Origin of the sequence: Micromonospora sp. WMMD961, from assembly GCF_029626145.1 — a bacterium.
Classification (GTDB): domain Bacteria; phylum Actinomycetota; class Actinomycetes; order Mycobacteriales; family Micromonosporaceae; genus Micromonospora.
Map to the genome: position 1 here is coordinate 4512441 of NZ_JARUBJ010000002.1, position 25367 is coordinate 4537807.

Here is a 25367-nt window from a genome sequence, read left to right on the forward strand (position 1 = left end):
GGTCGCGACCGGCTGGGCGAGGAGGTCTGATGCTGATCGGCGAGCTGGCGGAACGGGCCGGCACGAGCACCCGAACGCTGCGCTACTACGAGGCACACGGGTTGGTACAACCGCAGCGCTCGGCGAACGGCTACCGCGTCTACGACGAGGCGGAGCTGCGGGTCGTGCGGGAGATCCGGGCGTTGCTCGACGTCGGCTTCGGCCTCGACGACGTCCGTCCGTTCGTCGCCTGCCTGCGAGCGGGCAACGCGTCCGGCGGCGTCTGCCCGGATTCCGTGCTGGTGCTGCGGCGCAAGCTCGCCGAGGTCGACGACTACCTCGATCGGCTCGGAGCGGTCCGTCAGCAGTTGCACACCCAGCTCACCCACGCCATCGCGCACCGGGAGGAAGCATGCCCCAAGAGACGAGCGTCAGCTCCCTGATCACCGTCACCGACGACACGTTCGCCGAGGTGGTGCTGGCCAGCGACCGGCCCGTCGTGGTCGACTTCTGGGCGGAGTGGTGCCCGCCGTGCAAGATGATCGAGAATAGCCTCGTCGAGCTGGCACAGGAGTTCCGCGACCGGATGGTCATCGCCAAGCTCAACTCCGACGACAACCCGTCGGCCACGCGGCGTTACAAGGTCATGTCGCTGCCGACGCTGCTGGTGTTCCGTGGGGGCGAGGTCGTCGGTTCGGTCGTCGGGTCCAGGCCGAAACTCCACCTGCGGCAGAGCCTGACCATGCACGCCGGCCTGTGACCGTGGACGGCGGCGTCGTGGTCGACGGGTGAACCGACCCCTGCCGCCACTGGACATCGACGGCTACGCCCAGCGACGACCTGTGGCATGGATCGACGACCTCCATCCCCGTCTCGGGTTGGCGAGCCAGCCCAGGCGGCCTCAGGACTCCCGCCGCGCTGGGCGATCCGGAGGGCCACTGTCAACCCCGGCTGCGTCCTGGTGTCCCTACTGCTTCCGGCGGGCCGCCTCGGTGAGGCCCTGGAGCTGGCCGTCGGTGACGAGCGCTCCCGGCTGCTTCAAGAAGTGCCGCTGCCCCGCCCCTTGTCTGAGAAAATCAGTCACCCTGCTTGAGGAAGTCATTCACCGCTCGACGGAAGTCGTGTGGTCTCTCGACCCACGGCAGGTGGCCGGCTCCGGCGAGGTTCACCCGTCGGCTGTCGGCCAACGCGCCGTGCAGCGAGTCGACGGCCCAGCCGGGGCGGATGTCCTCGGTACCGCAGATGATCAGCACGGGCAGGTCCAGCGCCCGGCACTGCCCGGCCAGGTCGGAATTGCCGAGCTCCCGCTTGACCTCCGCGTTGAGGGCCTGGTTGCACTCGTGGTTGATGCCCAGCCATGGCGTGGCCATCCTCTCCGCGTGCTCCAGTGCGGCGCCCTGCTCGGCGAAGTCGGCCGACCACTGCAGTATGGCCCGCTCACGGTCTTCGTCAGGGGTGCGGGCGCGGGCGCTGAGAGCCTCCCACCGGTCCAGCCGAGGCCCGAGCCGCAGCCTCAGGTTCCGCTTGTAGTGCCGGTGCCAGCCGCGATCAGTGTCGATGCCGGTCCCGGAGACGTAGATCAGATGGCTGACCCGCTCGGGGTGCTCGATGGCGTACCGCAACGCGAGGTGTGCACCCCACGAGTGGCCCAACAAAGCCGTTCGCGCTCCAGCCACCTGCTCTCGTACCGCATCGAGGTCGGCCATGAAGCGGCCGACGCGGTACGGTCCGCGCCGCTGCGAGCGTCCGCAGCCGCGCTGGTCCCAGCGAATCGTACGGGCGTGCCCGTCGAGCAGCCGGGCCACCGGGCCGAGATAGTCCCACAGGCCCGGACCGCCGTGACAGAGCACCAGCGGTGGCCCCACGCCGGCCTGTTCGACCCACAGGCGGCAGCCGTCGTCCCCGTGCACGTCCATCGCCAACAGTATGGCCGTCCGGGTGTGGCCCGCTTGTTCCAGCGCAGCGGTCGGGTCGGTTGGTGGTTCGCTCGCGCCCCGGCCCGGCGCGGTGACTTGACCTAAAGCTCGGGTGAGGTCCTAGCCTTCGACATCGGAGGTAGTGCATGAGCATGGAAGTTACCGCGTGGATGTCCCTGCACCACGCGATGAACGCACAGGACGAGCGCCCGCTGTCCCGCGCCACGTTGACGCGCATCGCGCGGTTCGCGCGACCGCATCGCTCGCTGATCGTCAGGTTCCTGTTGTTGAGCGTGGTGACGGCCGTCCTCACGGTCGCGGCACCGGTTCTCGCCGGGCGAGTGGTCGACGCGATCGTGGACGGCGCCGACAGCGGCGTCGTGATCCGGCTGGCGGTGCTGATCGCCCTGATCGCCCTCGCCGAGGCCGGCCTGGGTCTGGTGACGCGGTTCCTGTCCGCGAGCATCGGTGAGGGGCTGATCGTCCAGCTCCGGACGGCGGTCTTCGACCACGTCCAGCGCATGCCGGTCGCGTTCTTCACCCGGACCCGCACGGGCGCGCTGGTCAGCCGGTTGAACAACGACGTGATCGGCGCGCAGCGGGCGTTCAGTGACACGCTGTCGGGTGTGGTCGGCAACACCGTCACGCTGATCCTGACGTTGGCCGTGATGCTCACCTTCTCGTGGCAGATCACGCTGCTGGCGCTCGTCCTGCTGCCCATCTTCGTGCTGCCGGCCCGGCGGATGGGGTCGACGCTCGCCCGGTTGCAGCGGGAGGCGGCCGAGCACAACGCCGCCATGAGCACCCGGATGACGGAACGCTTCTCCGCACCCGGTGCCACACTGGTCAAGCTGTACGGGCGGCCGGCCGAGGAGTCGTCCGAGTTCGCGGCACGGGCGCGACGGGTCCGCGACATCGGCATCCGTACCGCAATGCTCCAGTGGGTCTTCATCACCGCGCTCACCGTCGTCGGGTCGCTGGCACTGGCCCTGGTCTACGGCCTGGGCGGCCTCTACGCCCTCCGGGGCAGCCTCGACGCCGGGACCGTGGTCGCCCTCGCGCTGCTGCTGTCGCGCCTGTACGCGCCGTTGACGTCGCTGGCCAGCGCCCGGGTCGAGGTGATGAGCGCGCTGGTGAGCTTCGAGCGGGTGTTCGAGGTCCTCGACCTCAAGCCGCTGATTCTCGACAGGACCGACGCCCGTCCGTTGCCCGACGGGCCGGTCGCCGTGGAGTTCGACGGCGTACGGTTCGGCTACCCCTCGGCGGACAAGGTGTCGCTCGCGTCCCTGGAGGACGTGGCGAAGCTCGACACGCGCGGCGGCGAGGAGGTGCTGCACGGTGTGTCGTTCCGCGCCGAGGCGGGGCAGATGGTCGCGCTCGTCGGTTCCTCCGGGGCGGGCAAGTCGACGATCGCGCAACTCGTGCCACGCCTGTACGACGTGGACGACGGCGTGGTGAAGCTCGCCGACGTCGACGTACGCGACCTGTCGGCCGAGTCGATCCGGGCTGCGTTGGGCGTGGTGACCCAGGACGGGCACCTCTTCCACGAGAGCATCCGCGCCAACTTGGCGTTCGCCCGTCCGGACGCGACGGAGGACGAGATGTGGGACGTGCTGCGGCGGGCCCGGCTCGACGACCTGATCCGCTCGCTCCCGGACGGGCTCGACACCGTCGTCGGCGAGCGCGGTTACCGACTGTCGGGCGGGGAGCGGCAACGGCTCACCATCGCGCGGCTGCTGTTGGCTCGCCCGCGCGTGGTCATCCTGGACGAGGCGACCGCGCATCTCGACTCCACCTCGGAGGCGGCGGTCCAGGACGCCCTCGCCGAAGCCCTGACGGGCCGGACGAGCGTGGTCATCGCACACCGGCTCTCCACCATCCGGGCCGCAGACCAGATCCTCGTCGTCGAGGACGGGCGCATCGTCGAACGCGGGCGGCACAGCGACCTGCTCGCCGCCGGTGGTCGGTACCAGGAGCTGTACCGCACCCAGTTCGCCGAGAACCAGCCGGCCGTCCAGGAGCAACGCATCGCCGTCTGAGTCAGCCCGACCGAAGCCCCGCCGACGCCCACCCCGAGCGAGCACCAGGGCGGACGGCGAAAGACCAGTCGCCCGCCCTGAGTGGGCCCCAGGGCGGGCGACGGCATCAGACGATCAGTCGTCGTCGTCCTTGTCGTCCGCGTCGTCGTCCTTGTCGTCAGCGTCGTCATCGTCGTCGTCGTCGACCGGCTCCTGCTCGGCCGTGACCACCGAGCCGTTGTCCCGGTCGACGTCCACCTCGTGTTCGGTGTCGCCAGCGACGATCTCGACGCTCCACACCGGCCGGCCGTTCTCCTGCTCGGCCTCGACCTCGACGATCTGACCGCCACCGGCCTTGGCGAGCGCGATCTCACCGGCGCGCTTCTCGTCGACCGCGCTACCCGCCGGAGCACCACCGGCCGGCGCACCGCTCGACGGGGCGCCGCTCGACGGCGTACCCGATGGGGTGTCGGCCGACGGCGAACCGCTGGCCGACGGCGAACCGCTGGCACCGGACGCGTCTGTGGGCGTCGGGGCCACGGTCGCCGCGGCGAGGGTCGCGCCGCCCGACCGCGAGTCGTTCGCGGCGTTGACGCCCAGCGCGACCCCGGCCACCGCCAGCACCGCCGAACCGCCGACCGACGCCAGAAGCAGATTGGTGCGCTTCATCGTGGTGTCCACCTTTCCTCGGTTGTCGACTTCGAGGATCGGCTGAACCGGGATAGCGGCGCGCTGTCCGAACGCTAAGGCCGGGTTAAGCCGGGTGGCGACCCAGGACAACCAACGGCGTCGGCTTCGCGCCGAGCCTTCCGGGCGGCCCGAACGGGTCAGAGCGCCATCTTCATGAAGACGTCGGCGCGGGCGTACGGCGGCAGCGGGACCTGCTCCGGACCGACGTGCTGGAAGCCGGCAGTTTCGTAGAGGTGCACGGCGTTCGGAAGCTTGGTGCTGCTGCCCAGGAACAGGGTGGCCGCGCCAAGCTGGCGGGCGCGCTCGATCGCCGCCTCGATGAGCTGGCGGCCGAGGCCCTGGCCACGCAGCGCCGGGGTCAGCGCCATCTTCGACAGTTCGAAGACGTCGTCCGAGCTGCGGACCAGGGCGACGCAGCCAATGATCTTCGTACCGTCGCGGACGATCAGCACGTCACCGCCCGGTTCGACGATGGCGGCGAACGGGTCGTCGAGCGTCTTGCGGTCCGACTCCTCGATGGTGAAGAAGTGGGAGATCCATTCCTCGTTCAACGTCCGGAAGGCCTCCGCCTCCTCGGCGGTCGTCATGGACGTCACGGTCAGTGTGCTCGGGTTCATGGCCCGATTCTCCGGTGGCCGCTATTCGAACGTCCAATGCTCGAAGTCGCGGGTCGAGCTCCCTCACCTGCTCGGTGTAGAACCGGCCCGACGGCACGGCTAGCCGCGCCGGTTGAGCTCCGCCTCCAACCGCTGGACGAGGGTCTTGCGGTCCTTGCTGGCGCGCTCGTTCCGCAGGGCGGTCTTGAGCTGTCGCGTGTCCAGGCCGCGGACCAGCTTGACCGCCTCGGTGACAGACATCTCCGTCATCCGGCCGGCCGTCGTGGCGTCTCGCCGCGCCCGTTTGGCCGGCCCGGTGTTGGCGACGTACTGCTTGCCGGTTCGCGAGGCTTCGCGCTTCTTGGTGTCGGTTGCGCGCTTCTGGCTCTCCGACATCTCGTCCCAGGCCTTCTTGGGCAGGTAACGGCTCGTCGTGCCTCCCTTGCGCGCCCGGGTGTCACCCTCTTTCGTCTGCCACTTCTCGTTGCCCCAGCGCTGCAGGGCCTTCTGCCGCTCGTCCTTTTGGCCCAGGAATCCCCCGCCGCGCTTCTTGTACTCCTGCGTGACCAGTTGCGACTTGCGCGCCGACCACTGTCCCGGCCTGCCGCCCTTGTCGGATGCCTTGATCTCTTCTTTGATCTGCTCTCTGAGCTCGGGTTTCGTGTACCGCGCCATGGCTGGCAGCTACCCGGCACCGCAGCGCCTATGCCTCCGGCAGCGACGTCGGCGGCCGGAGCCGGAGCAGCACCTGCGCCCCGCCACCCGGACCGGCCCGCAGATCCAGGCGACCGCCGGCGGCCTTTGCGGCGCGCCGGGCGATGTCCAGGCCGAGACCGGTCGAACCGGCCGCACTAGCGCCTCGTCGGACCGCGCCGGCCGGCATGCCCGGACCCTCGTCGGCGACGCTGAGGACCACCTCCCCGGCCTCGCGGGCGAGGCGGACGGCGAACGGTGTGCCGTCCGGGGTGTGCGCGAAGACGTTGCCGAGCAGTGCGTCCACGGCCGCAGTCAGGTGGTCGGCGGCCACCCCGACCGGGAGAGGCCCAGGTGCCAGGTCGACTGTGACGGCACGGCCGGTGTCCTCGGCCAGCACCGACCAGAACGCGACCCGGTCGGCGACGATCGCCGCCGCGTCCGAGGCGGCCGGTTGCGCCGCCGGCGAGTGACGCCACCGGGCCTGCCGGATCAGCCCGGTGACCGCCCGTTCGAGGCCGTCGGCGGCGGCGGTGATCCGGGCGGCGTCGTCCGGGTCACGCAACGACTCCGCCTCCAACCGCAACGCCGTCAGCGGGGTACGCAACTGGTGCGACAGGTCGGCGACCTGTTCGCGCTCCTGGACCAGGAGCACCTGGATCCGGGTGGCGAGATGGTTGAGCGCACCGGCCACCTCGCGCAGCTCGGCCGGGCCGGCGGGGGTGACCCGGGCGTCCAACTCGGCGTTGGCCAGCCGGTGCGAGACGGCCGAGAGGTCGCTGATCGGCCGGACCAGGGTGCGCGCCAGCCGGTCGGCGACCAGCAACCCGATCAGCACGAGGATCACGCCGAGCAGCGCCAGTACCAGCCACGCCCGGGTGACCCCGGCGGTCAGCTCGTGCTGCGGCACCGCGATCCGGATCACGCCGGTGCCGTCCGCCCGGCCCTGCACGGCGATGACCACCTCCCGACCGGCCGCCGACTCCCCGGTGAGGCTCTGTCCGCGCGCGGCGAGGGCCACCGCCGGCGTACGAGGTGTCTGGGCGCCGAGCACCGTCCCGTCCGGCAGGAAGACGCTCACCTGTCGTCCGGACTCCGCCGCGAGTTGCTCGACGGTGAGCCGGATGGTCGCCGTGTCGGCGGTGCCGACCACCGGCACCAGACTCTGCGCGTCGGCGGTGGCCCGGACGGTGGCCCGGTCCTCCGCGACGGTACGGACCAGCAACGCCAGCGGCACCAGGAACGCGACGAGGGTGAGCACGCTGACCGCGGCGACCAGCAGAGCGAGCCGCGCCCTCACGGCTGTGCCGCCGGCGCTTCCAGACGGACACCGACTCCACGCACGGTGTGCAGGTAGCGAGGCTGCTGCGCGTTCTCCCCTAACTTGCGACGCAACCAGGACAGGTGCACGTCGACCGTCTTGTCGGCGCCCCCGTACGGGATCTGCCACACCTCGGTGAGCAGCTCACGTTTGGTGACCACCTGGCCGGGTCGGCCGGCGAGGTGGTGCAGCAGGTCGAACTCGCGGGGGGTCAGCTCGACCGTCACCCCGTCCAGGGTGACCTGCCGGGCCCGGGGGTCGACGCGCAGCCCACCGACGACGAGTGCCGGCTCCTGCGCGTCGGCACCGGAGGGACCCCGCCGCAGCACCGCGCGGGCGCGGGCGTCGAGCTGCGCCGCGGTGAACGGCTTGACCACGTAGTCGTCGGCACCCGCGTCGAGCACCCGCACGATCTCGGTTTCGTCGTCGCGCGCGGTGGCCACGATGACCGGTACCGAGCTGACCGCGCGCAGCATCCGCAGCAGTTCACGCCCGTCCAGGTCGGGCAGGCCCAGGTCGAGCACGACGAGATCGGGCCGGTCCTCCAGCGCGTCGCGGAGCCCGGCCATCGCGGTCGAGGCCGCGGCCACCGCATGGCCGCGTTCCCGGAGGGCACGGATCAGCGGGGTACGGATGGTCAGGTCGTCCTCGATGAGCAGCAGGCGGGCCACAGGTGGCAGGCTAACCGCTGCCGCCGCCGGCGAGGCGCACGTTAACAGTGCCTTAGCCTCCGGATATGCCGGTGACAACGATGGATCGGGGATAGTCGGAGCATGGCCCGTCGTTCCATTCTCGTCGCCGCCGGGTGGGTGGCCACCGCCGCCGTGGCGACCCTGATCGGGTTGGGTGCGATCCGGTTGGTGGGCGAGAGCCTCACCGGCACACCGGGTGGGGTGCGTAGCGAGGCCGAGATCGAACGGGCGCTCGCCGCACCGGAACCGGTGCCCACCGGCACGACGGGTGCCGCCTCCACCGCAGCGGGCACGAGCGCATCACCGGGCGGAACGAGCGCCGCGCCGAGCGCCAGCTCCGGGGTCCGTCGGGGGTTCGCCACCGACGGCGGCACGGCCGTGGCCGAGTGCGGCCCCGGCGGCGTACGCCTCGTCTCCTGGGCGCCCGCCCAGGGTTACCGGGTCCGCGACGTGGACCGGGGCCCGGACGACGACGTCGAGGTCACGTTCCAGGGGGCGGCACGGGAGTACGAGTTGAAGGTGCGCTGCATCGGCGCGGAGCCGGTGGCTGTCGCCGACGACTGACGACCGGCGAGCAGTCGTGGTGCGGGGCGCGGCGGGCTCACCGGCGTTGCAGGGCGTCCACCAACCGTCGGAGGGTCGCGCGAGCGTCTTCGAGATCACTGAGGCTGAGGCCGGCCCGGTCCACGACCTCCCGGCGGTCAGCGTCCGAGCGTTCCAGCAGGTCGGTGAGTGTGTCCCGGCCCGCTTCCGTGAGTGTCACGAGTGGCGCTCGACGGTGATCCGGGTTGTCGCGCAACTCCACCATTGCGGCGCGGGCCAGGTCGTCGACCACCCGCTGCACGCTCTGTCGGGCCAGGCCGAGTCTGCGCGCCGCGCTCGCGACGGTGCGGGAGCCGTCGGAGAGCACGCTCATCACGTGCCATCGCGCGGCAGTCTGCCCCTCTGCTCGGGCGAGTTCCTCGCTTGAGCGTCGAGACTCGCCCGCCAGTTCGTACACGTCCGCCATCAGCAGCCGGTACGCGTCGACCCGATCCGTCACGGACAGCATGGTACCAATGTTGACAGCCTACTACTCAAATGACAGCATGCTGTCATGATTCTTAGACTGTGGAGCGGGTGGACCGAGCCCGCTCATGCCGACGCCTACGAGCGGTTGTTGACACAGGACATCGCGCCCGCGATCCTCGCCCGGGGCGTGGACGGGCTCCGGGAGCTTCGGGTTCTGCGTCGCTCGCCGCAGGAACTGGACCCCGCCACGGGCAGCGAGTTCCTCACCGCCATGACGTTCACCGACTTCGCCGCGGTGTCAGCCTTCACCGGTGGCGATCCGTCAACCTCCGTCGTCCCGCCAGCCGCCCGCGACCTGCTCGGGCGCTTCGAGCGGCGGTCCCGGCACTATCTGAGTCGTGCGGTGTTCCGCGACGGTGACGGGAGCACCACGCTCGGATGAGCCGTCCGTCGCCTCACTGACCCGTCGGCTGCTCGCGGTCGGCGTCTCGGCCGAGGGCGACCATGCGCAGGGTCTCCTCTCGACGACGTACGAGCAGCACCCCGGCCAGGAAGGTCACCGGCCCGACCAGCACCAGCATCGCCCACTGCGCCGGCACCAGGGGAATGGGGTGTCCCATGTGCATCGTCGAAGTGACCCAACCGGCGAGGGTGCTGTCAATCGCCAGGGCGAGGGCCGCCACCGGCAGGAGCATGACGACGATCCGCCGGCGCACCCCCGGGGTGAGCGTGGCCACCGCGACCACCATGGCCGACGCGGCGACCGCCAGACCCGCGACGTAGAGCCAGAGCACCAGCTCACTGCTCGACTCGAGGTCGTAGAAGACCTGGTAGGACACCCCGCCGACGACGCTGAACGCGGGACTGGTCACCCGGTTCGTCACCAACAGGGCGACCACCGCGACTGGCGCGAGCAGCAGCGCCAGCAGTCGGCGTACGCCCAGCACCTCGATCGCCCGGCGACGCGGCACCGGGACGGTGAGCGCTGCGGCAGCCACCACGGCGAGGGCGAACTGGGGCAGCGTGTCCACCACGTACGTCGGGTTGTCAGCCGTCTGCGGGGCGACGAGCGCGCCCCAGCTGAACACGCCGGCCCAGGCCAGACCGGCGGCGACCCAGCGCCACCCGATCAGCACCGCCGCGCAGACGCCCGCCCAGCCGGCGACGCGCAGCCAGTCGACGAGATCCGGGCGTGCCGACCCGAACCCGGGCGGCAGGCTCCGGGTGAGGACGAGTTGGTCGAGCAGCGCCTTTCCGGCGACGGTCAGCAGCACGACCCCGACCAGCAGGCCGGTCACCGTCGCCGCGTCCGCCCAGCTCGGCTCGGTGAACCCCCGTGCGCCTACCCGCAGCCGCGCCCGCAACCCCGCCCCGACCAGATTCCGCACGTCGACGGCGGCGGGTAGCCGCTGGCCCGGCCGCGCACCGGCGAGGAGCACGGCCAGCATCTCGTCCTCGTACACCCGGCGGTGTTCCCACGGGTAGACGGCCAGCAGCCGCCGGTAGCGGCGCTCCAGATCGTCGCCGCTCACGCCGCACCCCCGTCGGTGAGCAGGCCGCCGCGGCGCAGCCGCACCCGGGCGGCGTCCGCGTTGTGTCGCAGCCGGGACGCCTCTTCGCTGAGCCGCCGCGCGCCCAGCGCGGTGAGGCGGTAGTAGCGGCGAAGCCGTGACTGGACCACCTCTTCTCGTTCGACCTCGATGAGACCGTCGGCGCGAAGCCGGTCGAGGACGGCGTAGAGGGTGCCGGCGCGCAGCCGCACCCGGCCGTCGGAGATGCGCAGCACGTCCTCGATGACGGCGTACCCGTGCAGGGGCGCCTCGGCGAGCGCGGTGAGCACCAGGAACGTCGGTTCCCGCAGTGGAGCCTCGGCCATGCCAGGCGCATATACAGATTGCCGGTATATACAAGAGGGAGACGGTACGTGGCCGGCACGGATGCCCGTGCCGGCCACGTCACCGCTGGCGGTTCAGCTGGTGTACGCCTCCACCTCCCAGAGTGAGTGGCCGTATCCGGTGCCCCGGGCGGTGCCGTTGATCCGCAGGTATCGGCCGTTGGCGTTGAGCGCGGTGTGCTCGTCGACGCCGCCGTCGCCGCCGGTCACCGCTTTCACGGTGGTCCAGGTGGTGCCGTCGTTCGAGGTCTGGATCTGGTACGCGCTGCTGTACGCCGCCTCCCAGCTCAGCTTGACCCGACCGATCGCGGTCGGGCTGCCGAGGTCGACGCGGATCCACTGCGGGTCGGAGAAGGTGCTCGACCAGCGGGTGGTGAGGCTGCCGTCGACCGCCTGGGCGCCGGTCACGTCGGCTCCCTCGTTGCTGGACGTCGTCGTCGGCTTGTTCAACAGCAGGTTGCCGCCGGTCGGGCCGCCGGTGCCGCCGTACACCTCGAACTCGAACAGTGAGTAGCCCCAGGCGGTGCCCCGGGTGGTGCCGAGGAGTCGGACGTACCGGCCGGAGCCGGTGAGCCCGGTCAGGTCGTCCACCCCGCCGTCGCCGCCGGTCACCGTGCGGATCGTCGTAAAGTTCACGCCGTCGGGCGACGTCTGGATCTGGTACCCGCTGCCGTACGCCGCCTCCCAGGTCAGCTTGACCCGGTTGATGGCGTAGCTGGCACCGAGGTCAACGTCGATCCACTGCGGGTCACTGAACGCGCTGCCCCACCGGGTGCCGGCCACCCCGTCGAACGCGTTGGCCGCGACGTACGCACCCTCGAAGCTGGACGCCCGCGCCGGCTTGCCCTGGGCCAGGTTGCCACCCGGCTCGGGATCCGGGTCGGGGTCCGGGTCCGGCCCGGGGCCGCCGGGGCTGGTGGAGAGGGTGAACTCGTCGATGTCGAAGTACGGGCCGGTGCCCTTGAAGACCAGGAACAGGGTCCGGGTGCCGGCGAGGGCGGTGATCCCTCCGGTGACCGTGGCGAAGTTGGCGTACCCGCCGGTGGGTGTGACGGTGGCCGAACCGACCAGCGGGCCGGTGGGCGAGTCGACCCGCAGTTCCAGCGTGCCACCGCCGCCGGCCGGGGCGCCGACCCGGGCGCTGAACGACTGGACGCCGGTCAGGTTGTACGGGCGGAACGAGATCCAGTCGTTGTTGTCGACGTAGCCGACAGCCGCGCCACCGTTCCCGGCCGCACCCGCCACGATCTGGACGCCGGACGAGTCACCGAAGTGCTCGGCCTGACGTACCCGAGGTTGCAGGACGGCCTGGGTGTGCGTGGTCAGCGCGGGCTGACCACCGCCGCCCAGGTCGGTGTACTCGGCGTCGATGATGCCGAAGATGTTCGCCGCGGTGTCGTGCTCGCCGTCGGCCGAGGTCTGGATGACCCCGGAGCAGCCCTGCACACTGCCGAGCTGGTGGCCGTGCGAGTCGTGACCGAGGACGTAGTTCACCTTGACCCGGGCGCAGTTGATCGCACCGTCCTGGGCGTCGGTGACGGTGACGGTGAACGGCACCGCGTCCCCGAAGCTGAAGGTCTGCCCGTTCAACGGGGTGTTCACGGTGACCACCGGGGCGCTGTTGCCGACCGTGACCACCACGCTCGCGGTCCCCGTCTTGCCGGTGCTGTCCCGGACCGTCAACGTCGGGCTGCGGGTCCCGTTGGTGGTGTACGTGAAGCTCGGGTTCGCCGCGGTCGAGTCGGTGGTGCCGTTGTTGTCGAAGTCCCAGGCGTAGGTGAACGGGTCCCCGTCCGGGTCGAGGGTGCCGGCGGAGGAGAAGGCCACGGTCAGCGGCGCGGTGCCACTGGTCGGGGTGGCGGACACCTTCGCCACGGGTGCCCGGCCCTCGCGGGCGTACTCGATGCGGTACAGCGCCGAGTTCGCGTCGCCGTTGAACCAGCCGGTGCCGTAGTCGAGGACGTAGAGCGCGCCGTCGGGGCCGAACTCCATGTCCATGACCTGGGTGCCGGTCCACGGGAACGGGTTGATCTTCAGTGGCTGGCCGGTCGAGTCGAGCTTGATGTTCTTGATCCAGCGGCGACCGAACTCACCGGCGAAGTACGTCCCGTCGTAGTACTCGGGGAACGCCACCGCTGAGGTGCTGTTCCGGTCGTACCGGTAGACCGGTCCGCCCATCGGCGACAGGCCGCCGCCGGTGAACTCCGGCGGCGAACCGGAGCCGCCGTACGGCAGCCAGGCCGGGATGGCCGGCGGGAGCTGGGTGATGCCGGTGTTGTTCGGCGAGTTGTTCACCGGCCCACCCGCGCAGTCGAACTTCGCCCCGGACGGGCCGGACGGGAAGGTGTAGTCGTTGTACGCGTCGTTGCGGGCGGTGCAGTAGGGCCAGCCGTAGAAGCCGGGCCGGTCGATCCGGGCGAACTCGACGTTGCCCGCCGGGCCGCGGTTCGGGTCGGCGGTGCCCGCGTCCGGGCCGTAGTCGCCGAGGTAGACGATGCCGGTGGCCTTGTCCACGCTCATCCGGAACGGGTTGCGGAAGCCCATCGCGTAGATCTCCGGGCGGGTCCGCGCGGTGCCCGGGGCGAACATGTTGCCGGTCGGGATGGTGTAGCCGCCGGCCGCGCTCGGCTTGATCCGGAGCACCTTGCCGCGCAGGTCGTTGCTGTTCGCCGAGGTGCGCTGGGCGTCGAAGGCCGGGTTGCGCCCGGCCCGCTCGTCGATCGGGGTGAAGCCGGCCGAGTCGAACGGGTTGGTGTCGTCGCCGGTGGACAGGTAGAGGTTACCCGCCGCGTCGAAGTCCATGTCGCCGCCGACGTGGCAGCACATGCCCCGGCTGGTCGGCACGTTGAGGATCAGCGTCTCGCTGGCCAGGTTGATGGTGTTGTCCGCGTTGACGGTGAACCGGGCCAGCCGGTTGACGCCGTCCCAGACGGCGAAGTCGGCCGGGGTGCCGGTGGCCGGTGCGCCGCCACCGGGTGTGCTCAGTGGTGGGGCGTAGAACGCGTACACCCAGCGGTTGGTGGCGAAGTTGGGGTCGGCCTTGATGCCCTGCAGGCCCTCCTCGTCGCCGGTGTAGACCGGCAGGGTGGCGGCGATCTTGGTGTTGCCGTTGGCGTCGGTGTGCCGGATCACGCCGTTGCGGGAGGTGTGCAGCACGCCCCGGTCCGGCAGGACGGTGAGGCTCATCGGCTCACCGGTCTCGGCCGCGCCCTTGGCCAGCTCCACCTGTTGGAAGCTGCTGTTGACGGTGCCCCCGCAATCGGCGTCGACCTCGCCCGCCGCGGTCCTGATGCCGCCGAGCAGGTGCTGACGGAAGCTCGCCTCGCTGTACGACGCGTCGGTGTGGCCCAGGCCGGTGTACCAGGCTCGGCCGCCGGAGTAGTTCTGGCACCAGGAGATCGGGTGGTCGGCACCCATGCTGCCGCCGGTGTAGGTGGTCTCGTCCAGCGTGGCCAGCACGTGCACGTTGCCCCGGGGGTTGGTCCGGTAGTTGTACAGCTCGTCGAACCGGTTCCACCGCTGCGGCAGCCCCGCGGTGGACGGGTGCACCTGGTCGGCGACCTTGACGGTGACGTTCTGCTCGGCGGGGTGCGAGGCGAAGTACGCCCCGACCAGGCCGCCGTACCAGGGCCAGTCGTACTCGGTGTCCGAGGCGGAGTGCACGCCGACGTAGCCGCCACCGCCGGTGATGTAGCGCTCGAAGGCCGCCTGCTGGGCGGCGTTGAGCACGTCGCCGGTGGTGGACAGCCAGATCACGGCGGCGAACCGGTCGAGGTTGGCGTCGGTGAACTGGGCGGCGTCCTCGGTGGCCTCGACGGTGAAGCCGTTGGCCGCGCCGAGCTGTTGGATGGCGGCGATGCCGGGCGTGATGGATCCGTGCCGGAATCCGACGGTCTTGCTGAAGACCAGCACGGTGAACGGTGCGGCGCTGGCTGTGGGTGGCGCGGCGACGATGCCGCCCGCCACGAGGATCGTGCTCAGCGCGATGCCGAGCCACGATCTCAGGGATCTGCGCACAGTGGGTCCTTTCGCGGTGCGGGGACGGCGTGCGCCGATCACGCCAGGCGGTGGTGGGACGAGATATGTGAATGCATCGTTGCGTCCCGGTCACGGGCGCGTCAAGCACTTCCCCACCATCCGTGAGAGCGTTATCTCCGCAGGTCAAGGACGACTGCGCAACACAAGATCGAATAACGGTTTTCGGGCCTCGAACCGCGCGTGGAGGGCCCGGAACGATCGGGGCCCCTCCACACGGTCACCCCTTCGCGCTCAGCGCGAGTAGTACTCGACGACGAGTTGTTCGTCGCAGACGACCGGCACCTCCGACCGCAGCGGGAGCCGGACCAGACGAGCGGTCAGGTCGGACAGGGTGACGTCGAGATAGGGAGCGGGGCGCTCCGGAGCGTGCGCCCCGGCCGCCGCGACGACGAACGGAGCCTTGCCCCGGCTGCGTTCCGCCACGGCGATGACGTCACCGGGTTGCAGCCGCGCGGACGGCCGGTCCACGCGGCGACCGTTCACCGTGACGTGCTGGTGCGTGACGACCTGACGCGCCTGGTAGATGGTGCGGGCGAGACCGGCGCGCAACACCAGGGCGTCCAACCGGCTCTCCAGCTCGACGATCAACTCTTCGCCGGTCTTCCCCGGCCGGCGCACGGCTCTGTCGAACGCGCGCCGCAACTGCCCCTCGTGCAGGTCGTACTGCGCCTTGAGCCGCTGCTTCTCCAACAGTCGGACCTTGTAGTCGCTGGTGGTGCGCCGAGCCCGGCCGTGCTGCCCCGGCGGGAAGGGGCGGCGCTCGAAGTAGCGCACACATTTCGGGGTCAGCGCGATGCCCAGGGCACGGGAGCGCTTGACCTTGGGGCGGGTCTGATTCATCCTTCACCTCTCAAGTAAGGTAAGCCTAACCTTATTAGGAGCTGATCGCCTTGAGCAAGCCCCCGACCAGCACCACGGACTCCACCGACCACGCGGCTGAGCGGCTCCGATCGATGCTCGTCGCCGCCGACTCCCTCACCCTGCGCGTTCCGGGCATCAAGGCGTACGTCGCCGGACGGCACGTCGTGACCAGCGACGGACGGCTGCGGGTGGAACTACCGACCAGGAGTCACCTGACCGACCACCTCGCCCAACAGCGGGAGACCGTGGCGATGGTCGAGGTGACCGACCTGGCCCCGACCCCGGTTCGCGACCGGGTTCGCGGGCGTGGCACGCTCACCGGCTGGTTGACGACCGGGACCGATCCGACCGGAGGGGATCAGGAACCGGTCGTGGCCCTCGACCTCGTCACCGCCGAGTTGACCGTCGATGGCCGCACCACAGCCGTCGACCCGGAAGCGTTCGCCACCGCCCGCCCCGACCCGCTGGCCGCCGCCGAAGCCGATCTGCTGTGCCACCTCGACCACCACCACCCGCAGACCGTCGAGCGGCTGTGCCGACTGATACCCGCCCGGCACCTGCAGGGCGTCCGCCAGGTCCGACCGGTGCGACTGGACCGCCACGGCGTCGTACTCCGCCTGGAGTTGACCGGGGGCGACCGGAACGTCCGACTGAGCTTCCGCACCCCACTGCTCCACCCGGACCACCTCGGTCACGAGATCGAGGCACTGCTCCGGGAAGCTCACGGCTGCCGATCCCGACGCGTCGGCTGACGACCGGCAGCCTGGTTAGGCAAGGCTGCCCTATGCAAATTATCCCGAGAAGGTATGAATTGTCCCGTCGGCGCCGGGTACTGGAATGGCCCTGCACCACCGACGGAAGCGAGAACGCCGATGACTGACATGCTGGAGATGCCGCGGGTACACGAGTGCACCGTCACCGACTGCGGCTACAACCACGATGGCTGCCACGCCTTCGCCATCACCATCGGGCAGCAGAACGCCAGCTGCGCCACCTTCATCGACACCTCGGCTAAGGGCGGCCTGGACCGCGTCATCGCCCAGGTCGGGGCCTGCAAGCGCAGCGACTGCCAGCACAACGCCGAGCTGGAGTGCCACGCACCGTCCATCCGCGTCGGCCCGGGCCAGGACATCGCCGACTGCCAGACGTACCAACCGCGTTGAGCGAACAGACCGGGGCGGCCGCTACGGCCGCCCCGGGTCGTGGCTGAGCTCAGCGACCGCCCGCGACCAGCTCGGCGATCATTCCCTCGCAGCTCCGGACGACGACCTGCGCCCCGCGCCGCTGCGCCAGCGGAAGCAGAGGGTCCTCGGCCCGGTCCCGCCACCGCCACTGCGCGTCGGCGGCGACCTCCCACAGCCGCTGCGCGGTCGCCTCGTGCTCGACACCGAGTCGGGCCGCGAGGCCCACCCCGTTGCCCCCGACCAACCGCTGCGCCTCGTCGGCCAGCTCCACGTCGAACCCGAGCCGGGTGTTGCGCAACGCCACCAGCAGGCGCAACTCCCGGAACTCGTGCGCACCGGCGAGGATCTGCTCGACCGCGCCGACCAGTTCGTCAGCACCCCGGGCCGGCTCGGCCCGCAGCAACGCCTCCACCGCCGCCAGCGCGGATCGGGCCTTCAGCGCGTCGCGACGGTCGATGAAGCAGCGGGTCACCGACTCGCGCAGCTCAGTGAGACCACTGCGCCGGATCAGCTCGGCGGAGAGCTTCACCCGGCTGTCGAAGCCACTTCTCACCAGGGTCGCCGCCAGCCGGACACCGAAGATCCCGAACCGGTCCAGCAGCGCGGCGCGGACCTCGGTGTCCAGCCGAACCGGCAACTCGCCCCGGAGGAAGCGATCGGCCGAGATCAGGTGGGTGTCCAGCTCCGCCCGGGGCACGCGGGCCAGGGCCGCGAGCGCCGCGAAGTCCGACTCGCCGAGCATCCTGCCGGCCAGTCCGAGCATCCCACTGCAGGCCACCACGTTCACACTGAGCGCGCTCACGCGCGGATCGCGATACTGCCGCCGAGCGAGTTGGCGGGCGGCGAGCAGACCGTCGATCCGCCCTCCCGCGGTCTCGTCCGCCCGGGACAACACCATGATCACGTTGACCGGGGCGGCCTGCCCGACGGCGCCGTCGCGGGCCGCCTCCAGCACCCGCAGATCACTGTCGCGCCCGTCCCGGGTCAGGTACAACACCGCGTCCGAGTCCCGCAGCACCCGCTCCAACAGGGACGCCCGGCCCTGCTCGACGTCACCGTTGACCGCCGGAGTGTCGATGAGCGTGATCTGCCGCAGCGCCCGCGTCGGCCACTGCACGACGATGTCGCGCACGTCGCCGGTGTCCCAGCCGAGATCCACCCTCAGCCCGGTCGCCGACTTCACCACCGCCAACTCCTGTGGGGGCTGACCGGACGGGTACGCGGTGGCGCGCGGCACCGGGCCGTCCTCGTACCAGGTGAAGACGCCGTCGGCCCGCTCGACCGGTGCGACCTCCTCGCCCATCAACGCGTTGAGCACAGTCGACTTGCCGGATCGCCACGGGCCCGCGACCGCGATGCGCAGTGGTTGCTCCAACCGGGCAACCTGATGCCGCAGCTGCCCCACGACGCGCGGATTGTCCTGGTAGAGGCCGATGGCCTGGTGCAGCAACCCCCACGCCGCCTCGTCCAGTCGCAGCCCCACCGTCATGCCTGCGGCTCCAACAGCAGCGGGGCGGACCGAGCGCCGGTCAACTGCTGCGCCTGCTCGTAGAGCGCGGCCAGTCGGGTCATCTTCAGCCGGATCTCGCGCTGTCGTTGCTCACGCAGCGAGGCATCGGTGTCGGCCTCCTGCTTCGCACTGCGGAACGACTGGACGATGGCCTCCTGCAACTCCTCGGTCAACGCCGTGAAGTGGTCGCGCAGCATCCGCTGCACCTGGCGGACGGCGTCCCGGCAGTCGCGGCTGATCCGGACGAAGACGTCGTCGACGTGGCGCTGGATGGTGGTCTTGACGGTCGCCTGCCGGCGGCGGAGCAACTGCTTGCCCTCGTCGCGGATGCTCTTGCCACCGAAGAGCGCACCGATGCCGACCGAGACCGGGTTGATCATCGGCATTCCGGCCAGGGTGGTCGCCAGGCCGAACATCAGCATGCCGCCGTACGAGCCCTTCATGCCGGTGAACAACTTCTGGCCGGTGGTGAACCTGTCGATCGTCGGCCGTTGCAGCTCCGGCATCCGCTCACCGATGTCGTCCGGCATCGACATCGACCAGGCCGGCAGCACGTCGTAGCCGTACCTGTTGAAGTTGACGGCCACCCGGCGGGCGATCCAGTCGCAACGCTGGATCAGCCACTCGCGGTTCGCCTCGGCCGCCTCGACCAGGCTCCTCTCCAACCAGTCCTGAAAGGTGTCCCAGGCGACCAGCGGATCGGCGGTGTCGAACGCCTCGTCCACTGTGCGCAGGATCTCCCGCGTCCGATCACGAAGGTCGTACTCGATGTCGGAGAGCAGGTCGGCGATCTCGTCGTTGAGCGTGTTCTGCCAACGGGTGGAACACCTGCGCAGCTCGTCGACCTCGCGCTGCGCCGCGTGCAGCCGTGAGATCGGCCCGGACTGCTCCTCGGTCTCCTGGGTCGCCAACTCGGCGCGCAGCGGAGCGGCCAACTGCTCCACGACCGCCCGGGCCACCGTCTGCACCGATGCCCGGGCGAGGTGGTTGGCCTTGCCGGCCAGATCGCGTTGCAGTCGGGCGATCAGCTCGGGAAAGCCGGACTCGGCGTTGAGTTGACGGTCGTCAGCCGCGGCGGCGCGCAGTCGCAGCGTCGCCGAGACCGGGATCAGCGTCGCCGGGACGCCGGCCTCCGCCAGGTGTTGCCGGTTGCGTTCGGCGACCGCACGCCAGTCGGCCACCAGGTCGGTCTTGCTCTGCACCACGACCACGTTCGGGTGTGAACGCATGACGTGCAGCACCATGTTCAGCTCGGCGACCGACAGCTCACGGGTGGAATCGGAGACCAGCAGCACGATGTCCGCGCGGGCGGGAGCAGCGATCGACACGGCACCGCCGACCCCGGCGACCTCGTCGGTGCCGGGAGTGTCCACCAGCACCATTCCGGCACCGAGCAGAGCGCGCGGCACCCCGATCTCGACGTACGCCGGACCGCCGCCGGCGCGACGACCGACCATTCCGGCCACGCCCGCCGCGACCTGGTTGAGGGCCACCGGCGTCCGCTCGACGGTCGCCGCCTCGGCAGTGCCGGCGGGACGGCCCGAAGCCGGTGGCGGAGCCTGCGCCACCGCCGCGGACGGGGTGTCGGCGTGCCGCACGACGGTCGGCAGGACGGTCGTACGGCCGTCGCCGACCGGGCAGGCCGGAGCGTTGATGATCGCGTTGATCAGCTGACTCTTGCCCTGGTTCGGTTCGCCGATGACCAGGACGCGCAGCGTCGGGTCCAGCAGCTGGGCGCGCTTCTGCCGCACCGTCTGGAGGAGGTCACCACGACCGTGTGCACTGCACGTGCGGGCGATCTCGTCCAGCACGTCCAACCAGATCCCGGCCATCACCGCACCAAGTGTGCGGATTTCGGCTCAATTATCAAGAGGGACTGGATGGGGAACCGGAGAGGACCGGACCGCCCGAGGCGATCCGGTCCCCCGCTCCGACCGGAGATCCGGGTCAGAGCAGACCGCCGGTGATACCCAGCAGCCCGTGATCGGACGAGGCGTGCGAGTCGCCGCCGAGCACACCATCGGTGACCCCACCGGTCACGTCACCGACCGTGCCGGTGACACCGGGGAGGATGCTGTCCACCTGGTGCGTCACGCCGCCCACCGTCGACGGCACGTCGAGCGGTGGGACCACACCGCCGACGACACCGTCGCCGTGCCCGAGGCCCAGCCCACCCAGGGTGTCGTTGACACCGAGGGAGTCCACGACCCCGCCGAGCTGACCGTGGGTGCCGGGCAGGACACCGTTGGTCAGGTCGCCGCCGATCAGGTTCGAGTCGGTGACACCGAGCAGACCGCTCGGGTCGCCGACGGTGCCGGTGACGTCGCCGAGGACCGGGTCCGCGATCGCGTCCACCGGCTGCACGACGTCGGCGTCGAGGGTGTACGCCACGTCACCGACACCGGCGAGGTCGGTGTCGAGCCCGCTCGGCCCGACGCCCAGGCCCACCCCCGGCAGCACGGTGATCCCGGCGGCGGCGGCCGACGGGTCGACAGCGATGGCGCCGAGCACACCGGCCTTGACGTCCACGCCGGTGGGCGAACTCGTGACGCTGATCTGCTGCGCCACGCTCTGCAACTGGCCCACCACGTCGGTGGTGTCGGTGAACAGCGGGTCCAGGCCGAGCTGCCCGACGGCCGGTGCCAGTGGTCCGAGGCCCTGCCCCGGCGCGTAGTCGACGACCAGTGGCACCACGTCCTGCACGTCCGCCGCGGTGATGTCGGTGAGCCCCGCGCCGCGCAGCGCACCCTCGGGGTCGAGGTCGAAGGCCGACCGCGCGTCGGGGTTCGTCAGCAGGTCGAGCACGAAGTCGTGGAGGGTCTGGTGCGAGTCCATGTGCTGGTTTCTCCTCGGATCTGGCGTCGGCGACGTGTCGTACGTCGACAGTGACGCTATGGGCGGGGCCCCTCCCCGGGCATCGGGGTTGAACCCGAATCCGGGCCGGTTGAACTAGGGGCTTCGCCGCCTCGTACGTTAGGGGGACAGGGGGAAACCGTCCCGGCGAGATTAGGGTCCCGACCAGGGACTGATCTCTGGTACGAACGTAGGAGCCCGCGGGTTTCGCCGGGGGTGGGTCGTCGGCAGCACCGACGCCATCGCCACCGGCCACCTCACGGGGGGAGAAGACACGATGCCGTACGTCCTGGGAATAGACATCGGGAGCACCAACACCGCCGCCGCGATCGCACGCCTGCACGGCACCACCTGGACCCGCCCCGAGGCCGTTCCGCTGCACGTCGACTCCACCCTCGTACCGTCGGTGCTGTGCCTGTCGGAGGACGGGTCGCTGCACGTCGGCGAGCCGGCGACCGACGACGGCAGCCGCACCACGCGCGACTTCGTCCACCGCGTCGGTGACGACGTGCCCCTGCTGCTCGGCGGCGAGGCCTGCGCGCCGCAGACGCTCACCGCGGAGCTGGCGGCCTGGGTGGTGGAACGGGTCCACGCCCAGGAGGGCGGCCCGGCCGAGGCGATCGTGCTCAGCCACCCGGCGGGGTGGCGCCCCTACCGGCGGGAGGTCCTGCACCGGGCCCTGTCGGGCTTCGGCCTGCGCAACGTGACGTTGCTGCCCCGCACGGTCACGGTTGCCGAGAGCCACGCGGCCCGCGGGTTCGCGGGCAGCACGGCCGTCGTCTACGCCCTGGGCGGCAACAGCTTCGAGGCGGCGTTGGTGCGCCGCACCCCGCGTGGCACCTACGAGACGTTCGGCACTCCCCAGGGGCTCGACTCGCTCGGCGGCGCCGACTTCGACGAGGCGTTGGCCGAGCACACCCGTACCGCGCTGGCCCGGGAGTTGGCCGCCGGCGCACGCCGCGGCACCCAGGCCGCGTTGCGCGGGCTGCGCGCGGAGTGCGACCGGGTCAAGCGGGTGCTGACCGTCGACCTGACGGCCGACGTGGTGCTGGCCCTACCGGGCGGCCCGGCCCGGATTCCGGTGACCCGGGCCCAGTTCGAGGAGATGATCCGCCCCACGGTGCAGGTCACCGTCGACCTTCTCCTGCGGGCCGTGCGCAGTGCCAACCTGACCCCGGAGCAGCTCGACGGTGTCCTGCTGGCCGGCGGCTCGACCCGGGTTCCGCTCGTCACCGAGCTGATCAGCACCGCCCTTCCGGTCCCCGTCGAGGTCGAGCCGGACTCTCAGTTGACCGCCGCCACCGGGGCGGCGATGGCCGCCTGCCAGGTGGTGTCGCCGCGCACCCGCCGACAGACACCGGTCCGCGACGCGGCCCCGGTCAGCGGCGCCGGACGGGCCACCCTCCCGGCACCCCGCCGCCCGCACCACGACACCACCGTCCCGGGCGATCCGCCACCGCGGCCCCCGGTCCGGGTCCTCCCACTGGACCTGCCGAAACCGTCCCGCCTGGCGTTGGCCCGCAGCCGGGGACGCGAAGGATGACCCCAATGATCATGAATGACATCGCCGAATCCGGGTTGACGCTGGACCGGGGGCCGCAGGTCCTGCTGGACACGGTCGGGCAGGACCCGGCCGGGCCGCTCAGCGTGGGCATCGCCGGCCCGGGCGGTCACGGAAAGACCGCGCTACTGGCGGAATTGGCGCGGGTCCACCAGCGCGCCGGCATCGCCGTACGCGCCCTCGCCCCCCAACCGGGCGAAGCGGTCGACCCCGACACGCTGGTGCTGGTCGACGACGCGCACCTGCTCGACGACGCACGCGTCGAGGTGCTGCTGCGCCTGGTCGCCGCCCGCCGGCACCGGCTGGTGGTCGCCCACCGCCCGTGGCCCCGGTCGGCGGCGCTCAGCGAACTGGTCGACGCGCTGCGCCGCGACGGGCAGGCCGTGCTCCTCACGCCGTTCACCCGGGAGCAGACCGCCGCCTACCTCGCCCGCATGCCGGAGTTGGGCGGGCGTGACGACCTGGCCGACTTCGTCCACACACAAACCGGCGGCGTGCCCCGGGACGTCGAACGGCTGGCCCGTGGCCTGGCCGGCGCGGACACGGTGACCGGCACGATGGTCCACCCGCCCCGGTCGGTGGTCGCCGAGTTCGGACCGGACCTGGACGTCCAGCCCACCGCCGTCCGACGGCTGCTGCTCGCCGTCGCGGCGAGCGGGACGCTGCCGGTGAGCATGCTGGGCGCGCTTGTCGACAGGGAACCGGTGGCGGTGGACGCTCTGATCGCCACGACCAGGGCGGCCGGGCTGCTCGGTGCCGACGGCCGGCTGGCACCGATCGTGCGGCGGGCCGTCACCACGCTCAGTCCCACCACCGAACGGACGGCCGTGTGGCGTCGGCTCACCGAGTTGCAGCTGGCCCGGGGTGGTGCGGTGCTGCCGCTGGTCCGGTCCCTGCTCGCGGTCGGGGCGCTCGGCGACTGCCCCGTCCCGACCCTGACCGCCGCGGCGAACGAGGCCCTGGCCGACGAGCCGGGGTTCGCCGCCGAACTGTTCGCTGCCGCCACGGCGGCCGGGCGGCCGGCCGCTGCCGAGCAGGCGCTCGCCGCCGCACTCGCCGGCAACCTCGACGACGCCCTCCGGCTGGCGGACCGACTGCTGGCCACGGCCGCACCACCCGACCGTCGCGAGGCGGCCGTGGTGGCCGCGACCGCGCTGGCGCACCGCGGTCACGTCGGGCGCAGTGTGGAGCTGTACCGGTGGGCGGGCACCCCGTCCGCGGCAGCCTTCGCCACCGTCGGTGGGCTCGCCACCGGTGACCTGGGCGTCGCGGCCGAGCCACCGGCGGGTGACCCCACCGGCGAACCTCCGACCATGCACACCAGCGCCGCCCGCCTGATGGCCACCGGCGTACGCGACAGCGTGTCCGGCCCGCCGACGGCCGCGCTCTCCGCCCTCGTCCAGGCCGCCGCGCTGCTGGAACCGGACGGGCGGGCGGCACTCCTCCCGGACAGCCCGGCCGCGCTCGCCGCGTTGACGGCGGTGCACTGCGGGGAGCTGGAGATCGCCGAGCGGGTGCTGCACCGGGCCCTGGCCGCCGGTGTCGGTGGCCCGCTGATGGCGCGCCGTCACCGGCTGTTGCAGGCCTGGATCCTGATGGTCCGGGGCGAGACGCACGCCGCGACCGAACGCCTCGCCACGGTCACGCTCGATGGGCGTCAACTGGAGTCCCGCGACCTGCTCTTCGCCGCCGCGATCCGGATGGGCGTCAGCCGGCGCAACAGTGACCTCGGCGCGCTCAAGCGGGGCTGGGGGCAGGCGCTGGAGGCGGTGGTCCGGCACCCCGTCGACCTGTTCACCCTGTTGCCGTTGGGTGAGCTGGCCATCGCGGGCGCGCGACTCGGTGACCTCGCCCGGTTGGAGCCGTACCTGCTGCAGGCGCGCGCGTTGCTGGGCCGGCTCGGCGATCCGCCACTGTGGAGCGTTCCGCTGCGCTGGAGTGGGCTGCACGCCGCGATCCTGACCGCCGAGCCGGCGGTCGCCGACGAACACGTCGCCGCGCTGCTCGCCGCCGCCGACCACAGCCGGTACGCCGCGGTGGTGGCCGCCGCCGCCGAGAGCTGGGTGGAGGTGCTGCGGGGCGACGTCGACCCGGTCCGGGTCGAGGCCGCCGCCCGAGGGCTGCACGACACCGGGTTGTGCTGGGACGGCGCGCGTCTCGCCGGTCAGGCCGCCATCCGCACCGCTGACCGGCGGGCGATGACCAGCCTGCTGGAGTGCGCCCGCGCGCTGCAGGGACGACCGTCCGGCGGGCCGACACCGCCGACCGGCGCGAGCACGACACGGGTCGCCGCCCCCACCCAGCAGGGGCTCAGCGACCGCGAGTACGAGGTCGCCGAGCTGGTGCTGACCGGGTTGACCTATCGGGAGATCGGCGACCGGCTCTTCATCTCGGCGAAGACTGTCGAACACCACGTGGCACGTATGCGCAACCGGCTGAACTGCGCCAACCGCACCGAGTTGCTGGCCCTGCTGCGCACCATGGTCGCCGACCGGGCCAGCGACACGGCCGGACAGCCGTGGCCACAGCGGGCCGTCCGATGAGGCGCCC

Annotated in this window: 23 protein-coding genes; 9 read left to right on the forward strand and 14 right to left on the reverse strand. The window is 71.4% G+C overall.

The window, feature by feature from the left end:
* Positions 1–29: 29 nt before the first annotated feature.
* Together O7614_RS20435 and trxA are read left to right on the forward strand one after the other, a co-directional pair.
* Positions 30–422 carry a MerR family transcriptional regulator gene (locus O7614_RS20435; protein ID WP_278140081.1) on the forward strand — a complete coding sequence of 131 codons (393 nt, stop codon included), beginning with the start codon at positions 30–32 and terminating at the stop codon, positions 420–422.
* The gene (gene trxA / locus O7614_RS20440; protein ID WP_278140082.1) at positions 392–739 is read left to right on the forward strand and encodes a thioredoxin; all 348 of its coding nucleotides are present in this window, start codon (positions 392–394) and stop codon (positions 737–739) included. Before O7614_RS20435 ends, trxA begins: the two co-directional genes overlap by 31 nt.
* A 316-nt stretch (positions 740–1055) precedes the next feature.
* Here the strand turns inward: trxA and O7614_RS20445 are convergent, their stop codons facing one another.
* Positions 1056–1895: an alpha/beta hydrolase gene (locus tag O7614_RS20445; RefSeq protein WP_278140083.1), complete on the reverse strand. Its 840-nt coding sequence runs from the start codon at positions 1893–1895 to the stop codon at positions 1056–1058.
* A 146-nt stretch (positions 1896–2041) separates the two neighbouring features.
* Between O7614_RS20445 and O7614_RS20450 the strand changes: the two genes are divergently transcribed.
* Positions 2042–3934 carry an ABC transporter ATP-binding protein gene (locus O7614_RS20450; protein WP_278140084.1) on the forward strand — a complete coding sequence of 631 codons (1893 nt, stop codon included), beginning with the start codon at positions 2042–2044 and terminating at the stop codon, positions 3932–3934.
* Positions 3935–4048: 114 nt separating this feature from the next.
* Here O7614_RS20450 and O7614_RS20455 read toward each other — a convergent pair whose 3' ends face one another.
* The 5 genes from O7614_RS20455 to O7614_RS20475 form a co-directional block, all read right to left on the reverse strand.
* Entirely contained in the window at positions 4049–4582 is a 534-nt protein-coding gene (locus tag O7614_RS20455; RefSeq protein WP_278140085.1) for a PepSY domain-containing protein, read from the reverse strand.
* A gap of 158 nt (positions 4583–4740) precedes the next feature.
* Positions 4741–5220 (reverse strand): GNAT family N-acetyltransferase, encoded by a 480-nt coding sequence (locus O7614_RS20460; RefSeq protein WP_278140086.1) that lies wholly within the window; start codon positions 5218–5220, stop codon positions 4741–4743.
* Between the two features lie 99 nt (positions 5221–5319).
* Positions 5320–5874: a DUF5872 domain-containing protein gene (locus O7614_RS20465; protein ID WP_278140087.1), complete on the reverse strand. Its 555-nt coding sequence runs from the start codon at positions 5872–5874 to the stop codon at positions 5320–5322.
* Between the two features lie 28 nt (positions 5875–5902).
* On the reverse strand, positions 5903–7192 hold the full coding sequence (locus tag O7614_RS20470) for a HAMP domain-containing sensor histidine kinase (protein ID WP_278140088.1): 1290 nt from the start codon (positions 7190–7192) through the stop codon (positions 5903–5905).
* Entirely contained in the window at positions 7189–7884 is a 696-nt protein-coding gene (locus O7614_RS20475) for a response regulator transcription factor (RefSeq protein WP_278140089.1), read from the reverse strand. Before O7614_RS20475 ends, O7614_RS20470 begins: the two co-directional genes overlap by 4 nt.
* 102 nt (positions 7885–7986) lie before the next feature.
* Here O7614_RS20475 and O7614_RS20480 point away from each other — a divergent pair, with 102 nt between their 5' ends.
* Entirely contained in the window at positions 7987–8469 is a 483-nt protein-coding gene (locus O7614_RS20480) for a septum formation initiator (protein WP_278140090.1), read from the forward strand.
* A 37-nt stretch (positions 8470–8506) separates the two neighbouring features.
* Here the strand turns inward: O7614_RS20480 and O7614_RS20485 are convergent, their stop codons facing one another.
* The gene (locus O7614_RS20485; protein ID WP_278140091.1) at positions 8507–8947 is read right to left on the reverse strand and encodes a MarR family transcriptional regulator; all 441 of its coding nucleotides are present in this window, start codon (positions 8945–8947) and stop codon (positions 8507–8509) included.
* A 54-nt stretch (positions 8948–9001) separates the two neighbouring features.
* On the opposite strand from O7614_RS20485, the gene O7614_RS20490 reads away from it, so the two are divergent.
* Positions 9002–9358, forward strand: a complete 357-nt coding sequence (locus O7614_RS20490) for a hypothetical protein (protein ID WP_278140092.1) — start codon at positions 9002–9004, stop codon at positions 9356–9358.
* A 13-nt stretch (positions 9359–9371) separates the two neighbouring features.
* Here the strand turns inward: O7614_RS20490 and O7614_RS20495 are convergent, their stop codons facing one another.
* From O7614_RS20495 to rpsD, 4 genes are all read right to left on the reverse strand, one after another.
* Positions 9372–10448 (reverse strand): hypothetical protein, encoded by a 1077-nt coding sequence (locus O7614_RS20495; protein ID WP_278140093.1) that lies wholly within the window; start codon positions 10446–10448, stop codon positions 9372–9374.
* Positions 10445–10792: a PadR family transcriptional regulator gene (locus tag O7614_RS20500; protein ID WP_210860702.1), complete on the reverse strand. Its 348-nt coding sequence runs from the start codon at positions 10790–10792 to the stop codon at positions 10445–10447. The genes O7614_RS20495 and O7614_RS20500 overlap by 4 nt, the downstream gene beginning before the upstream one ends.
* Before the next feature lie 93 nt (positions 10793–10885).
* Positions 10886–14827 carry a ThuA domain-containing protein gene (locus O7614_RS20505; RefSeq protein WP_278140094.1) on the reverse strand — a complete coding sequence of 1314 codons (3942 nt, stop codon included), beginning with the start codon at positions 14825–14827 and terminating at the stop codon, positions 10886–10888.
* 252 nt (positions 14828–15079) lie between these two features.
* Complete coding sequence (gene rpsD, locus O7614_RS20510; RefSeq protein ID WP_278140095.1) at positions 15080–15688, reverse strand: 30S ribosomal protein S4; 609 nt, start codon at positions 15686–15688, stop codon at positions 15080–15082.
* Between the two features lie 50 nt (positions 15689–15738).
* Between rpsD and O7614_RS20515 the strand changes: the two genes are divergently transcribed.
* Positions 15739–16461 (forward strand): DUF2470 domain-containing protein, encoded by a 723-nt coding sequence (locus O7614_RS20515; RefSeq protein WP_278140096.1) that lies wholly within the window; start codon positions 15739–15741, stop codon positions 16459–16461.
* Between the two features lie 120 nt (positions 16462–16581).
* On the forward strand, positions 16582–16872 hold the full coding sequence (locus O7614_RS20520) for a DUF1540 domain-containing protein (protein ID WP_196923703.1): 291 nt from the start codon (positions 16582–16584) through the stop codon (positions 16870–16872).
* Positions 16873–16921: 49 nt separating this feature from the next.
* Here O7614_RS20520 and O7614_RS20525 read toward each other — a convergent pair whose 3' ends face one another.
* From O7614_RS20525 to O7614_RS20535, 3 genes are all read right to left on the reverse strand, one after another.
* The gene (locus O7614_RS20525) at positions 16922–18382 is read right to left on the reverse strand and encodes a GTPase (RefSeq protein ID WP_278140097.1); all 1461 of its coding nucleotides are present in this window, start codon (positions 18380–18382) and stop codon (positions 16922–16924) included.
* On the reverse strand, positions 18379–20235 hold the full coding sequence (locus O7614_RS20530) for a dynamin family protein (RefSeq protein WP_278142316.1): 1857 nt from the start codon (positions 20233–20235) through the stop codon (positions 18379–18381). Before O7614_RS20530 ends, O7614_RS20525 begins: the two co-directional genes overlap by 4 nt.
* Positions 20236–20350: 115 nt before the next feature.
* Positions 20351–21238 carry an IniB N-terminal domain-containing protein gene (locus O7614_RS20535; RefSeq protein ID WP_278140098.1) on the reverse strand — a complete coding sequence of 296 codons (888 nt, stop codon included), beginning with the start codon at positions 21236–21238 and terminating at the stop codon, positions 20351–20353.
* 295 nt (positions 21239–21533) lie between these two features.
* Between O7614_RS20535 and O7614_RS20540 the strand changes: the two genes are divergently transcribed.
* Together O7614_RS20540 and O7614_RS20545 are read left to right on the forward strand one after the other, a co-directional pair.
* Positions 21534–22799 (forward strand): Hsp70 family protein, encoded by a 1266-nt coding sequence (locus O7614_RS20540; RefSeq protein ID WP_278140099.1) that lies wholly within the window; start codon positions 21534–21536, stop codon positions 22797–22799.
* A gap of 5 nt (positions 22800–22804) precedes the next feature.
* A complete protein-coding gene (locus tag O7614_RS20545; protein WP_278140100.1) occupies positions 22805–25360 on the forward strand; it encodes a LuxR family transcriptional regulator in 2556 nt (851 codons plus the stop codon).
* The last annotated feature ends 7 nt before the right edge of the window (positions 25361–25367 follow it).

Coding starts and splice junctions, on each gene's coding strand:
- trxA (WP_278140082.1), top strand. CDS start 392: ATGCCCCAAGAGACGAGCGTCAGCTCCCTGATCACCGTCACCGACGAC.
- O7614_RS20465 (WP_278140087.1), bottom strand. CDS start 5,874: ATGGCGCGGTACACGAAACCCGAGCTCAGAGAGCAGATCAAAGAAGAG.
- O7614_RS20445 (WP_278140083.1), bottom strand. CDS start 1,895: ATGGACGTGCACGGGGACGACGGCTGCCGCCTGTGGGTCGAACAGGCC.
- O7614_RS20450 (WP_278140084.1), top strand. CDS start 2,042: ATGAGCATGGAAGTTACCGCGTGGATGTCCCTGCACCACGCGATGAAC.
- O7614_RS20530 (WP_278142316.1), bottom strand. CDS start 20,235: ATGGCCGGGATCTGGTTGGACGTGCTGGACGAGATCGCCCGCACGTGC.
- O7614_RS20490 (WP_278140092.1), top strand. CDS start 9,002: ATGATTCTTAGACTGTGGAGCGGGTGGACCGAGCCCGCTCATGCCGAC.
- O7614_RS20540 (WP_278140099.1), top strand. CDS start 21,534: ATGCCGTACGTCCTGGGAATAGACATCGGGAGCACCAACACCGCCGCC.
- O7614_RS20545 (WP_278140100.1), top strand. CDS start 22,805: ATGATCATGAATGACATCGCCGAATCCGGGTTGACGCTGGACCGGGGG.
- O7614_RS20525 (WP_278140097.1), bottom strand. CDS start 18,382: ATGACGGTGGGGCTGCGACTGGACGAGGCGGCGTGGGGGTTGCTGCAC.
- O7614_RS20520 (WP_196923703.1), top strand. CDS start 16,582: ATGACTGACATGCTGGAGATGCCGCGGGTACACGAGTGCACCGTCACC.
- O7614_RS20535 (WP_278140098.1), bottom strand. CDS start 21,238: ATGGACTCGCACCAGACCCTCCACGACTTCGTGCTCGACCTGCTGACG.
- O7614_RS20500 (WP_210860702.1), bottom strand. CDS start 10,792: ATGGCCGAGGCTCCACTGCGGGAACCGACGTTCCTGGTGCTCACCGCG.
- O7614_RS20460 (WP_278140086.1), bottom strand. CDS start 5,220: ATGAACCCGAGCACACTGACCGTGACGTCCATGACGACCGCCGAGGAG.
- O7614_RS20480 (WP_278140090.1), top strand. CDS start 7,987: ATGGCCCGTCGTTCCATTCTCGTCGCCGCCGGGTGGGTGGCCACCGCC.
- rpsD (WP_278140095.1), bottom strand. CDS start 15,688: ATGAATCAGACCCGCCCCAAGGTCAAGCGCTCCCGTGCCCTGGGCATC.
- O7614_RS20435 (WP_278140081.1), top strand. CDS start 30: ATGCTGATCGGCGAGCTGGCGGAACGGGCCGGCACGAGCACCCGAACG.
- O7614_RS20455 (WP_278140085.1), bottom strand. CDS start 4,582: ATGAAGCGCACCAATCTGCTTCTGGCGTCGGTCGGCGGTTCGGCGGTG.